Genomic DNA, 12532 nt, shown 5'->3' on the forward strand with positions numbered 1-12532 from the left:
AGAATGAAAATCATCGTGGACGCAAACGTTCTAGTGACAATCCCAACAGAAGAAGAAAATAGGTAATGTGAAGAAGATAGGGCTTAATGTAGAAAAATGTATTAGTTGTCACTTCTCATAACATTTATGTAATCTAGTATCATGCCAGAAAAGGCCACTAATGACCCATCAGAGGACTTCTCTCTTGAATACCTGATGCATAGATTTGAGAGAGACCTGAAGGGATTCAAGAAGAACGTTGATGGAGTTTTTTGCGAACATTCCGATTAATTCTGCCGCCATTTTCCTCATTAAAAATATTAAGCCTCAATCTTCTCCTTTTCTACTTTAATATCTGCGTCTATTATTCTGCCTAAGTGATTAACAAGATCTGAATCAGGGTTTAGGCGATAAAGGGTTGTTCCGCCGTATTTCTTTTTCTTCTTAACTATTTTGTTTTCTTCTAATGTATCCCACGAGTTGTAAAGAGCTGATCTGGATATTCCTGCTGCTTCTGCTAGCTCTTTCTTTGAATACCCTACATTTGGATGGTCTAAAAGGACATCCATAATCTTCTCGATGGTCGGATTCAAGATTTGGTTCATGGATGTGTATCAACGAACGAACTTTTTATAACTGTGGTTAACTTGACACATTCAATGTATGGTAAGAAAAACGCTGGTAAGATGTCATGAATGATTCTCTAGACAGAGAAGGCAAGAAGATAGCTATACTGGCCAAATTAGGCAGAAAAACAAAAATAGGGATGGACTACATACCTAAAGAAAAAGCTTACAGCAGAATACCCGGACATGCAAGAGGAGAACTTGAAGGTATTCTAGATGAAATGCATAAAGACGGGCTAATAGAATATCATAAAGGGAAAAACTGTATTTCAATCAATCCTAACTCTATCTCCGAAGTAGTAGATTTAATCGAGGACGAAGTGCCAAGCTATGTAATCAACATGCTAGACTAGGGCTTAATGTGGAAACCTGTATTAAAGCTGGCATCTAAATTTGAAATCAGGTGAGTAAATGTGCCAGAAGTTACTGAACAAATGGATTTAAGTTTGGAGGAACTAATTGAAGGAACAAAGGAGTCTCTTAGACAGGCCAGAGACGGTGAAACTCTTAGTGATGAAGAATCTATCCGAGAGCGGATTGAACAATATCGTCAAAAGTCTTAGAACTATCCTCAATTCTATGTGCTTCTTTAGCGGTAGAACCCTGATATAAGGAAAATGAACTATAAATTGTGGAGACTTATACCCACCTCAAATAAATAATTTGGACACAATAAAAGTGAAGTGCCACAACAAACTAATCGGTTTAATTGGTTGAGGATGAAGAACAAGGATAGGTATGATACTTTGGTGGAGACCTGTGAAGACCTGGGAAAAGCACTTGTAGAAATTGATCTGTACCAGAGCAGTATTGACGGCGTATGCAGGGAATTGGAAAACAATGAGGAAACCAACAGTTACAATAGATCAAAGGTAAAGGAAAGCCTTGAAACACTGGAGAGCTTCAACTACCTGAGCACTTACAGTGCCAGCCTGAAAGAGGAATACGAGTTAGAGCAGTTCAATGAAGAGGATTACAAACAGTTAATGGAAGAAGTAGAGGAAGCTGAAAGCAAAGACACACTACAGGCAACATTACCGGCCGAAGATATTATACCTGGAATCTATAACGTCAGTTAGAAAAATTTTGGCAGTTACCGGAGAGTATAGTCCTCAATTCGGGAAGAGCTTATTTCGGGAAAAATATATTAAGTATGTGCTGTGATATAGTCCATGTGGTGTGACCTTATGGAGAGAAGAGACAGAAAGTCGGTTCAGCTATCTGAAGAATATGAGGATCTATCCACCAGAGAAATCCTAGAAAAGGTTAGGGAAAGAAGAACAGTCTAAACTCTTTCTACATCTGTTAAATCTTTCAAACTCCAGTCAAATTCTCCTATAGTATGAATTACATCTGCATCTTCGCATACTGCCTTGCTGACTATGTAAAAGTCGGTTCTGTCGTCATCAACCCTATTATCAATTTTCAAAACTTCTTTCATAGACTCTATAAGATTTGGAGGTTTTGGAGTCAATAAAAATAGTTCATTTTGCCCATAAGCCCTTTTAAAGTTTAATAAAGCTTGTTCCCTTTCATTAATACTATCAAAGAGTTCCTCGTCATGTAAAGCATCGTTAACCTCTCCTAAAACATCATGTGTGGTAGCGGGTAACCTATTGGAATTATTTTTTACCTCATAAAGTTTAGAGCGAGCCTCCGAAGCTTTTTCTTTATCTAAAGCTATTTCTAAAAAGATAGCACTATCAAATACCTCTAAAGTATCAAAATCTGATTTCTCCATATTTCCTATTTAGGTCAACTCATTGATATACTAACATGCAGATTAGAGCATTCTTGATACTTATTGCTGGAGACGGGAAGATACCCTCAGAAACAACATTGATTCATTAAATATTCAAAACTGATCCAATATCGGAGAAAGAGATAAATAATTTGTAGGTAATAATTTTCTGTGACAGAATCGAGTTTCTATAATGCCGCGTTGAATGAACTAACGGAAGAAGAGTATAATAAGCTGAATGATACGTTCAATGATGTACGTGAGTATTTAGTGGAAATTGATTTGAGGGAATGTAAGCCTACAGGTTTCTACAGGACACTCAAAGACAGAGATACAGATCTAGGGTACGACCTGGATTATGCTGAAGCTATTTTATCTGGCATGGGGAAACTTGGTTTCATCAGGAAACAAGGTAGTGAAGTAGATGCGTATGATCTCACTGAATTTGACAGAGATAAAGCAGATGAACTGGAAGAAGAACTAAAGATTGAATGGAAAGCCAGAAATGTGGAGAATTTTCCTGATGCTGCTCCGGGCATAATAAATTATGTAGACTGATATTCAACTCCTCATAAGCGAGAAACGTTTAACCTTACTTCGAGGCCTACGTTAACCTGTATCAAAAGAATACTTACTTTTCTTCACCTGAGATTCTGTTACCTGCCATCATAAGTAAAGCGCTTAACCCGGAAAGTACAAAAACCGCGTTAAAAGCCATTCTTTCAGTTGAAACCATGAATGCAGTTATGAATGTAGTGGCTGCTATAATCTTTCCAAACGAGTTAAACATTTTTTTGGAGGCATAGAAGCTTCTTACCTCATTATCTTCAGCTCCATCAGCGTATTTAGAGAACAACGGTATATCGTATAACTTGAACGCGAGGCCTCCTGCTATTGATAGTATGAATGCCTCTGAAGGACTTGAAACCACTATCCTGAAAAGATAGATTATTCCGGCTAGAAATGCTCCTGTGAGTATGATTTTGCTTCTACTGTATTTTGAGGAGATGTAACCTGAGAGGTAAGCCATTATCATAAATCCTACGGTATCAAAAGACCTTACTAGACCTGAGGAGATACTTCCTGCAACAAATATGTATGTAAACAAAGAGAAAATTGCTACCGCTGCATATCCCTGTATTCCTCTGGAAACAAAGATTGGTGAAAACTTGAGGTACTCTCTATCCAGTAAAGACCTCCATTTCAGATCTGCTGTCTCCTTCTTAATGGTGATTGATCCTGCCGGAACTACGGAAATAGCAACTGATACGAAAGCAACCGCCAGCATCGTCTGGAAACCTCCGAAAGCTGATACAATGCCTCCCACCACTGGGCCTAGAAGCCTCCCGATATTAGGAAGTGACATTAAATGGGCTGCCTCCACTTCTCTATCCTCTCTTGATGAGTCCTCCACGAACTCAAGGTTCATGCTTTCAACATGTAAAGCTGCTCCGATCGAATAGAGAAACGCAACTGTCAAAGTCACATAGATACCGGGGTCCAGGAAGTATATCAGCAGGATCGCAGGAAGAAGAAATAGATAGGAGGTATATAGGCCTGATCGGAAACCATACTTGTTAATCATCTTCATGATAGGGAAAGCGGCTATGAAACCTGTCAAGCCTTTAGCTACCAGATAAAGAGCCGGCATCAACAAACTCCCGGTCTCGGAGTATATCAGTATTGGAATGAAGATACCTAGCATTGAAAGAGCAAAGTTCTTGAAAAACTCATAGGCTATCAAATCTTCAAAGTCGGTACCTTTGTTGGCGAGAGTCTTTATCATGATTGTTCCTGTTCATCAAGTCTCGAAGCTGTCGTGATGCTGGCTGCCTGGACAACTGCAATTCCAGCGAATGAAATCACTTGGAGAGACGTCACTTCAGTATAGAGACCTAAAACCAGGATTACATAACTTATCGCTGACTTCCCTGCTAACCACTGGTAAAGCTTCGAATACTTATCCATGTGTCTTGAGGAAAAATAAAGTGCTGTCCCCGGCGCAAGGAACCAGTAACTAAGTGAAAGAAAACCTAGAACAGAGCTGTAAGATGTAAAAACGAATGAAAGGGCTCCAAGACCTGTAAATATAATTCCGGCTGCAATCACATTCCTCCAAATACCGAGTACCGGCGAGTCCATCTCTTTCCAGGATAGAGCTGTAAACCCTGAGAGAAAGAAAATCACAAAGTAATGCATATGCTGGATCCAGTAAGTATCTAGACCCGGATAGATAATGGTCCCAAAAGTCATCGCCCACGCCGCAGGAATCAAACCTACAGGCGCATATTCTCTGATCATGTTAACTATTTAGCCAGATATACATGTAAAATTTTCGAGACCGGTTTGGGCAATCTGTTACAAGTAATAAGAAAGGTTTGTCACAGTCAGAAAATTCGTGAAAACGGCAGCAGTCAGGAAAGAGCACTCAAACTGATGAATAAAAATAATTCAGAGATTAAGAATCAATTTCAGTAATGTATAGTTCAACTTTTTTCTTCAAACGCTCCAAATTCTTTTTCTCTCTTCTTTGAAGCTCCTCTTCTGAAAGATTAAGATCCTTTCTATCCCTAGAGAACTTATTCATGCCATAATATGCCGAAGAGAAGTTTGTAAATCTGACGACACCATGGGGTTAAATTTTCTTCCGGACAACTATTTTATTGTTCACAGTTGTGTTTCTATTTATGAAAGTACTTTCTGATGGAGGAGTAAAAATTGGAGATAAATAACTCAGAACAACGGATTAGAGATATTCACCAAGACTTAGTTGATGTCTATGGGAAACAGGACTGGCAAAGCGAAGACGGCGTCAGACAGTTACTCATAACTATTCTATCACAGAACGTAGCGGATGAAAACACTGCGAGAGCAGCGGAAAATCTTTTCAACGATTTCAAAAATTATGAGGAGATCGAGGAAACGTCCATAGAATCGCTCGCAGATTCAATCAATCCCGCCGGACTACCGGAAACTAAAGCAGAGAGGATTCAAAGAACCTTGAAAGCACTGCGAGAGCAGGAAAGTTCGGAAAGTTACTCAGTTAAGTTCCTCGGAAGCATGAAAGACTCGGAAGCACAGGCATGGCTGGAAGAGATCAAAGGTATCGGGCCTAAAACCGCCAGCATATTACTCAATTTTCACTTTGATGCCGATGTTATACCTGTCGACACCCATGTTGAAAGACTGGCAAAACGTTTCAGACTGATTCCTTTCTCAACATCCAATAAAAAAGCTCACGAGCTGCTTAACGAATCGGTTCCACATGAAATCAAAAACAGTTTCCATATGGTTCTAATAGAGCATGGAAAAAACAACTGTACAGCCAGAAAACCAACATGTGAGGACACGAAATTGAAAAAATACTGCAGCTACTATCAGAAAGTCAAAACCGGGGACCTAGATCCTGAAGAATATCCCGAAAAAGCCTGAAAATGAATACTGAAGACGCGATAGAGAACTGGTTCTCGGTCAAGAAATTCACAGATAAAGAAGTAGAGGAGGAGAAACTGGAGAAAATCTTCAGACTGACGACGAATGCACCGACAGCGTTCAATCTTCAGCCTTACAGGTTTATCGTTCTTGGCTCCGAACAAGCAAAAGATAAAGCCGTCAGTTCTGCGATACCGATCAACCGCTGGATACAGTATGCGGAAAACATTGTCATACTTATCGGAGATGAAGAAATAGATGTGAATGCAGACCAAGTACTGAAACAAAAGTTAGAGGAAGGAAAGATAGATGATGAGAAAGCAGGAAATCTTAGGCAAATGTATGAGAGATACAAAAATAGAGACGAGGAATTCATAACTGGCTGGCTGACCAGAAATACTATGATACCGGCCACATTCTTCATGCTCGCTTGTAAGACTCAGGGAATCGGATCGTGCCCTGTAAGAGGCTTCAGCCAGGAAAAACTATCCGAGAAGCTGGACCTCAAAGACTCCGAAAGACCTGTACTTCTGATACCGATTGGTTACCCTAAGGAAGATGGAGATAGAGAATGGCGTAGACCCGGAAAAAACGTATTCGAAGTAAGATGAAGGATAAAATCTATAAATCGGTAAAGAAAAAATTATGGATATGGACAAATTATACGATTTGAAAGGTGAGTTTATCAGCGGAGTTGCCAGCCTTGTGATATCACTAGCCATAACTTATGGGGTAGCTTGGGTGTACCCGACATTCGAACTTGACTGGGCTTTGACCGCTGTAGGATTCGCCAGCTTCTTCTCAGGATTCTTCAGCCATTACTACGCTGAAAAATGAGAACCAATTCTTTCTTCTTAAATTACATGTCCAGATCCTGCCTAAATGCTTCAGCGTTTTCCTTATGTTCTTCAACTGTTTCTTCATTCATTCTTTCGAGTGTTGAGGTCATGAAACCCATCCGGTTGATCTCTGATACTTTTTCTTTGTGTTCTGAGATGAAGTTCCAGTAGAGGCCGTCCCATGTTTCCTCCCAGTCACCGGAGTAATGGCTCATCTTTTTGATATAGTTGCTTGAGGAAATGTATGGTTTTGTCATGATTTCAGGATCAGAGTACTGACTCATTCCGTATATATTTGGAACCATAACCCATTCATATGAGTCGATAAACATCTCCATAAACCAACGGTATACCTCATCAGGATCAATCTCCAGTAACAGCATCATGTTACCGAGAACCATCAAACGCTCGATATGATGGCAGTATGCATTATTTACAGCATTCATAACTGAGTCATCTACCGGCGTTATACCTGTTTCACCTGTGTAAAACTCTTCCGGGATTTGGTCTTCATTGTTCCAGTAATCCCTATCCGGCATCTCCGGTTTCAAATGGTAAACCGCTCTCAAATATTCTCTCCATCCTATTATCTGCCTTACAAAGCCTTCTAGCGAGTTCATAGGATAATCCTTTTCCTCGTGTTTCTCCAGTGTTTTCTCAACTACCTCTTCCGGAGTAATGAGTCCAATGTTTAGTGATGAGGATAGAAGCGAATGATAACCGAATTTGAGATCTGAGTCGAAGGCATCCTGGTACTTTCCAAACTTCTCCAGTCTGTTTTCAAGAAAGTCATTAAGATTCTCAACTGCCTGTTCTCGAGTCACCGGCCAGAAAAAGTTCTCGGTCTTTCCGGGATTGTCCGGGAAGTTTTCCTCAACATAATCCTGAGCTTCTTCAATATGGTGTGAATCGAACTGCGGTATTTCAGGAGGTTCTTCATCTTCCGGCATTTTCTCCCTGTTTTCAGGATCGAAACTCCATTTACCGCCTTCCGGTTTGCCTTCTTCATCAACTAGTATGTCCAGTCTTTTTCTCTGTTTCTTATAGTAATCTAGCTGGAAGAATCTGTTATCCGAGAAGTAATCCCGGTTCCAGTCCATAGAAGTTACAAACATCGGTGATTCCTGTATCTCCAGCTTTACATCATGTTTTCCAGCCATTTTCTGCAACCAGTTCCTGATTTCTCTATCCTCTGGTCTGTAAACTTCTACTTCATCGTTTTCTTTGAAAGGTTTCTCAAGGTCTTGATCAAATTCTATGTAGTTATCAATCGAGTTTTCCTCACTGTATGATTTCATGGAGGCTCTGTGAAGCATCAGTTTCTGTTTATGGAAATCAAAATTTGTGAAATACTTTGGATGCTCCAATAGATAACTTTCCTCATCGATTTTCTCACCGAAAAGCTGGTTTGGGAGAATTATTCTAACCATATGTCAAACAGGTTTGTACAGAGTTAAGAATGTAATTACTCGTATCTCAAAGCGTCGGCTGGCTCCAGTTTTGAAGCTTTTCGAGAGGGGACATAACCGGATATCAAACCTATCAAAGTGGAGAAAAACAGAGAGCCGATAATAAGAGTTGGGCCGTAGCCTCTGGCAATCCTCAGATTTCCAAGGTCTGCTGTGTAGAAAACAGTTATTTCACTCATCAGAACGCCTATACCGACACCTATTAGACCGCCTACAAGACCTATCAAACCGGCTTCCAGAAGGAAAAGTGTCTGTATCTGTCGCTTCGAAGCCCCTACAGCTTTAAGCACTCCGATTTCCCGGGTTCTTTCATTGATTGACATATACATCGTATTCATTATACCGATTCCACCGACCAGTAAAGCAACTGATGCCAGACCGACAACTATTCCCTGGACGATACCGACTGTATTTGTCAGGGATTCCCGGATATCCTGAGGTGTCCGGATATCAAAATCTTCGTTTCCTTCTCTAAGGTCTTTCTGCTGCCTCAGATTTTCCTCAATATCGGAGATAACCTCCTGCCTGTCGAAACCTGGCTGAACCTTTACAATTATCCTTGAAAGCTCGTCTTCTGCTCCAACTAAACCACGGGCAGTATCCAAACCTGTAACTGCAGAGCTCTGGAACTGCGGATCCCCGGCTGAAAAGAAACCTATAACCCTGAACCTTGTATCCTCTATATCCAGCTGGCTTCTTATCTCTGGATCGGTTTCAAAACTGTCACGGACATTCGATCCCAGTATGATACTGTTCCTATCGACCGATTTAAGCATTCTTCCCTCTTCAACGGTCCAGCCCTGAGAGTTTACAATCATGTCTACATGGGAAAGCTCCAGACCTGCAAAAGTCAGGGAAGTAGTTTTCCCTCTGAACTCTATCTTTTCAGTCTCCAGATATATTCCACCTGCCTCGTCAACGCCTCTAGTTCTCCGAACTGTCTCCAGGTTGGAATCATCCAAATTCCCGCTTATATACACATTGTCAGCACCAAGGCCTTTGAACTCCTGGGAGATAGCAGCCTCCAGTCCCTGTCCGAGAGAGACAAGTGATACTACCGCAGCTATACCGATAAATACTCCTATCACTGTTATCCAGGATTTCTTCCCTCTCCGGAGGGTATTTCTCAACGCCAGTTTGAACAATCCCAGTATCATTCCTGTCTTATAGCCTCCACAGGTTCAAGTTTCGCAGCTTTTCTAGCAGGAAGATAACCGGAAAGTACTCCGAGAACAAACGATATTCCGAGAGCGCTTATGACAAGAGATAATGATCTAGCCGGGTAGATCGGTATCCCGGAAAGGTTTCTAACCAGGTAAAAAGCAACCTCGCTTAACCCTAGGCCGACCAGAGTACCTATTAAGCCTCCGATAAGGCCTATAATACCGGATTCTATGAGATAGATTGTAAGTATCTGTTTTTCGGTAGCGCCTATCGACTTCATAATGCCGATCTCCTTTGTTCTCTCACTTACCGACATGTACATAGTATTCATTATTCCCAGTCCACCGACAAGAAGAGCGATTGATACAATACCGATTACAACTGTCTGAACTACTCCAAGTATACTGAAGAACGACTCCAGAAGATCATCAGCAGTCGAGACAGTAAACTCCTCTTCCCCCTCCTGTATACCTCTTTCCTGTCTTAATCTTTCCTCAATATTTTCCGATACCTCAGACGGTTCCTGACCGTTCTGTGGCTCTACGACTATGAAATCAATTCTGTCATCTGCTTCAAGAATATCCCTGGCTGTCTCAATAGGTACGACTACTCCCTGATCATTGGTCGGATTGCCTGTCTGTTCCAGAAGACCTACAACCCTTATATCCGATTCCCTGAGTCTTACCTGATCTCTAAGCCCTACTTCATCCTCGAATGTATCAGCGTTCCTGAGTGATGATCCGGCTAATCCTGAGAACGTATCAGTCTGTCTTAGTTCACGGCCTCTCTCTACGTTGAAGTTGTTTGATCTCATCACCAGTTCCTGAGAGGAATCAGTTGGAATACCAATAATTGAGACTGTTCCCTGATCTCCACTGAACTCTCCAGGGTAAGGCTGGAATATTGTCGGACCTGCCTCGCTCACTCCTCTACTGTTTCGAACTGTCTCGAGGTCAGAGTTATCAAGGCTGCCAGATTGTTCAGGAGAGGGAGTGAAACCTCCGAGACCGGATCCGGGAAATACATAGATAACGTTAGCTCCCAGGCTGTCAAACTCCTGGTTGATAGATTGTTCCAAGCCCTGGCTCAGGGAGAAAAGTGTTACGATAGCGGTTATGCCTACAACTATACCGATAACAGTGAGCCACGATCTCTTACCTCTTCTAAGAAGGTTTTTACCGGATAGCTCGAACAGGTCGAGGATCAACTTTAATCACTTCTCTCTCCTTCTTCTCCATACATAAACTGCGCAGCCCAGAACCACGAGAACCACGGGGATAATAATCCAAGATGAACCGTTTTTACTCATGCCGTACCTATCAAGCTGTGAGCTTGAGTAAAGCTCGTTCTCCACCTCAAACTCCCTATTCTGATCGCCTTCCCCGCTACGGTAGTCGACGGTTACAGGGAACACAATATTTCCTTCTCCCTCATTTACGTACACGTCGAACTCCGCTGTCTGGTAGTCATCGGCGATCATTGAGCCAAGGTATATCGAGTCCTGTGAGATAATATCGTATCTATCCGTTTCCTCAAGATTTATTTCGGCGAAACGTGCCTGTCCCTGGCCTCTGTTTATCACTCTGAATGTCACAGTTCCTGTACCCGATGTTCTAACCTCTGAGGAGTCTATATCGACATCAATGTTCGGGTGCCCGCCAACGTTTACACCAGTATTTTCAGTTACCGTGAACTCCTGTCCTGCCTGGTTCTGATAGTTTATCTCGATTGGAAGTTTGTGAAGCTGGTTTTCTGCATCACTATCGATATTAAGTGTATAGCTGATGTTCTCGGAGCTTTTAGGACCCAGGGACCTTATTCTCTTCCGGTTTGTCTCTCTTGTAGCTACGGGAATATCCGATGCATGCAGTGATACGTCTATATTCCGGAACCGAGAGTTTGCAAGATTCTCCAGCGTCAAATTCATTTCTGAGGAGCTTCCAGGCTCAACTCTCTCCGGGTAATCCAGTTCAGATATTATAAGTGATCTATCATCCGTTCTGACCTCCAGAGGTATTGTTTCCGTGTATGAGGTATTCTGGTTTCCCGATGAGACTCTGAACTTCAGATCATTCTCTCCAAAAACAGCATTTTCATCAACTCTCACCTTCGCTCTAAACTGGTATCTTTCACCAGAATTTATTTCGCCGAATTTCCAGTTTTTCTTCCGATCGTCCATGTGAAACGGGAACTCATCAACTATTTCTACTTCTGCATCTTCTGCATCAGAATTTCCCGTATTGGTCACTCTTATCCATAAATCGGCATATTCTCCGGCCTGAAGAGGTACAGGCTCCGTCTGTGTAATGTTCAACTCGAGATTTGTTGACGAGCCCTGAGCAGAGCTCAGTGACGGAACGGCAAAAAATATTACCAGAAACAGAACGATTTTCTTCATTACTCTACACCTACTCCTCCGTCTACGATATTTATTATCCTGTCGGCATACTCCGCATCTTTCTCGTCGTGAGTAACCATTACAATCGTTTTTCCTTCTTCATTCAAATCGGTCAACAGAGCCATGATCTTCTCGCCTGTCTCAGTATCAAGATTGCCTGTCGGTTCATCCGCGAGAATAACATCAGGATCATTAGCTAGAGATCGGGCGATTGATACTCTCTGTCTCTGACCGCCAGAGAGTTCCGAAGGCATGAAACCTGTTCTATCCCCGAGCCCCACTCTTTCAAGAAGATTCTCAGCTCTCCCGATCCTCTCTTTCTTTCCTATTCCACGGAAAAGCATCGGCAACGCCACATTCTCTGCTGCGTTCATGCTTGGGATAAGGTTGAACTGCTGGAACACGAAACCTATCTTCTTACTTCTCAACAAGGCGAGTTCATCGCTACCAAAACCCGATATTTTCTCTCCGTCTATCATTACTTCTCCTGATGTAGGAGTATCCAGTGCTCCTATCATGTTCATAAGGGTTGACTTCCCGGATCCTGAAGGCCCCATGACAGCGACAAACTCTTCCTTTTCTATCTCTACATCGGCTTCAGAGACCGCTTCTACAGTTGTATCTCCCATCTCGTATATCTTCGCGACTTCTTGAAGTGATATTATCATCTTTTCACACCAACCATTCTCATCTTGTTGCCAAACACTTCTTTTGAGTAGGTTTCTACCTCTTTCTCCTTCTCCAATGCGTTCAGGCATCTGTGGACGCTTCCGGGATCGAAATCAAGTTCCGAGGATATCACCTCGACAGATGGCTTTCTCCCATCCTCAATAATTTCTTGAGCGGTCTCCAGGACTTTCTGTTTCCTCATGTAACTGTTTTAA

Annotated in this window: 16 protein-coding genes; 6 read left to right on the forward strand and 10 right to left on the reverse strand. The window is 42.0% G+C overall.

Going from position 1 to position 12532, the window contains the following annotated elements; translation table 11 throughout:
• Positions 1-299: 299 nt before the first annotated feature.
• The gene (locus BRC29_00230) at positions 300-584 is read right to left on the reverse strand and encodes a hypothetical protein (GenBank protein PSG98537.1); all 285 of its coding nucleotides are present in this window, start codon (positions 582-584) and stop codon (positions 300-302) included.
• A gap of 86 nt (positions 585-670) precedes the next feature.
• Between BRC29_00230 and BRC29_00235 the strand changes: the two genes are divergently transcribed.
• Both BRC29_00235 and BRC29_00240 read left to right on the forward strand, forming a co-directional pair.
• Positions 671-958, forward strand: coding sequence for a hypothetical protein (locus BRC29_00235; protein ID PSG98538.1), 288 nt, complete (start codon positions 671-673; stop codon positions 956-958).
• A 366-nt stretch (positions 959-1324) separates the two neighbouring features.
• The gene (locus BRC29_00240; GenBank protein PSG98539.1) at positions 1325-1684 is read left to right on the forward strand and encodes a hypothetical protein; all 360 of its coding nucleotides are present in this window, start codon (positions 1325-1327) and stop codon (positions 1682-1684) included.
• Between the two features lie 206 nt (positions 1685-1890).
• Here BRC29_00240 and BRC29_00245 read toward each other — a convergent pair whose 3' ends face one another.
• Positions 1891-2346, reverse strand: coding sequence for a hypothetical protein (locus tag BRC29_00245; GenBank protein PSG98540.1), 456 nt, complete (start codon positions 2344-2346; stop codon positions 1891-1893).
• Between the two features lie 171 nt (positions 2347-2517).
• On the opposite strand from BRC29_00245, the gene BRC29_00250 reads away from it, so the two are divergent.
• Entirely contained in the window at positions 2518-2904 is a 387-nt protein-coding gene (locus BRC29_00250) for a hypothetical protein (protein PSG98541.1), read from the forward strand.
• A 73-nt stretch (positions 2905-2977) separates the two neighbouring features.
• Here BRC29_00250 and BRC29_00255 read toward each other — a convergent pair whose 3' ends face one another.
• Together BRC29_00255 and BRC29_00260 are read right to left on the reverse strand one after the other, a co-directional pair.
• Positions 2978-4132, reverse strand: a complete 1155-nt coding sequence (locus BRC29_00255; protein PSG98542.1) for a hypothetical protein — start codon at positions 4130-4132, stop codon at positions 2978-2980.
• Positions 4129-4647, reverse strand: a complete 519-nt coding sequence (locus tag BRC29_00260; GenBank protein PSG98543.1) for a hypothetical protein — start codon at positions 4645-4647, stop codon at positions 4129-4131. The genes BRC29_00255 and BRC29_00260 overlap by 4 nt, the downstream gene beginning before the upstream one ends.
• 417 nt (positions 4648-5064) lie before the next feature.
• On the opposite strand from BRC29_00260, the gene BRC29_00265 reads away from it, so the two are divergent.
• Genes BRC29_00265 through BRC29_00275 form a run of 3 tightly spaced genes read left to right on the forward strand, consistent with a single transcriptional unit; the run spans position 5065 to position 6615 of the window.
• Positions 5065-5778 carry a DNA lyase gene (locus tag BRC29_00265; GenBank protein PSG98544.1) on the forward strand — a complete coding sequence of 238 codons (714 nt, stop codon included), beginning with the start codon at positions 5065-5067 and terminating at the stop codon, positions 5776-5778.
• Positions 5779-5780: 2 nt separating this feature from the next.
• Positions 5781-6389, forward strand: coding sequence for a hypothetical protein (locus BRC29_00270; protein ID PSG98545.1), 609 nt, complete (start codon positions 5781-5783; stop codon positions 6387-6389).
• A gap of 34 nt (positions 6390-6423) precedes the next feature.
• A complete protein-coding gene (locus BRC29_00275; protein PSG98546.1) occupies positions 6424-6615 on the forward strand; it encodes a hypothetical protein in 192 nt (63 codons plus the stop codon).
• A gap of 22 nt (positions 6616-6637) precedes the next feature.
• On the opposite strand, the gene BRC29_00280 is transcribed toward BRC29_00275, so the two are convergent.
• From BRC29_00280 to BRC29_00305, 6 genes are read right to left on the reverse strand one after another with little or no spacing between them, the layout of a single operon-like run.
• Positions 6638-8047: a cryptochrome/photolyase family protein gene (locus BRC29_00280; GenBank protein ID PSG98547.1), complete on the reverse strand. Its 1410-nt coding sequence runs from the start codon at positions 8045-8047 to the stop codon at positions 6638-6640.
• A 35-nt stretch (positions 8048-8082) separates the two neighbouring features.
• Entirely contained in the window at positions 8083-9243 is a 1161-nt protein-coding gene (locus BRC29_00285) for a hypothetical protein (protein PSG98548.1), read from the reverse strand.
• Positions 9240-10457: a hypothetical protein gene (locus BRC29_00290; GenBank protein PSG98549.1), complete on the reverse strand. Its 1218-nt coding sequence runs from the start codon at positions 10455-10457 to the stop codon at positions 9240-9242. Before BRC29_00290 ends, BRC29_00285 begins: the two co-directional genes overlap by 4 nt.
• Before the next feature lie 6 nt (positions 10458-10463).
• The gene (locus BRC29_00295) at positions 10464-11648 is read right to left on the reverse strand and encodes a hypothetical protein (GenBank protein PSG98550.1); all 1185 of its coding nucleotides are present in this window, start codon (positions 11646-11648) and stop codon (positions 10464-10466) included.
• Positions 11648-12316 carry a macrolide ABC transporter ATP-binding protein gene (locus BRC29_00300; GenBank protein PSG98551.1) on the reverse strand — a complete coding sequence of 223 codons (669 nt, stop codon included), beginning with the start codon at positions 12314-12316 and terminating at the stop codon, positions 11648-11650. The genes BRC29_00295 and BRC29_00300 overlap by 1 nt, the downstream gene beginning before the upstream one ends.
• The gene (locus tag BRC29_00305) at positions 12313-12519 is read right to left on the reverse strand and encodes a hypothetical protein (protein PSG98552.1); all 207 of its coding nucleotides are present in this window, start codon (positions 12517-12519) and stop codon (positions 12313-12315) included. The genes BRC29_00300 and BRC29_00305 overlap by 4 nt, the downstream gene beginning before the upstream one ends.
• Positions 12520-12532 lie beyond the last annotated feature (13 nt).

This window comes from Nanohaloarchaea archaeon SW_7_43_1, assembly GCA_003009795.1.
In the GTDB taxonomy this organism is placed as follows: Archaea; Nanohalarchaeota; Nanosalinia; order Nanosalinales; family Nanosalinaceae; genus SW-4-43-9.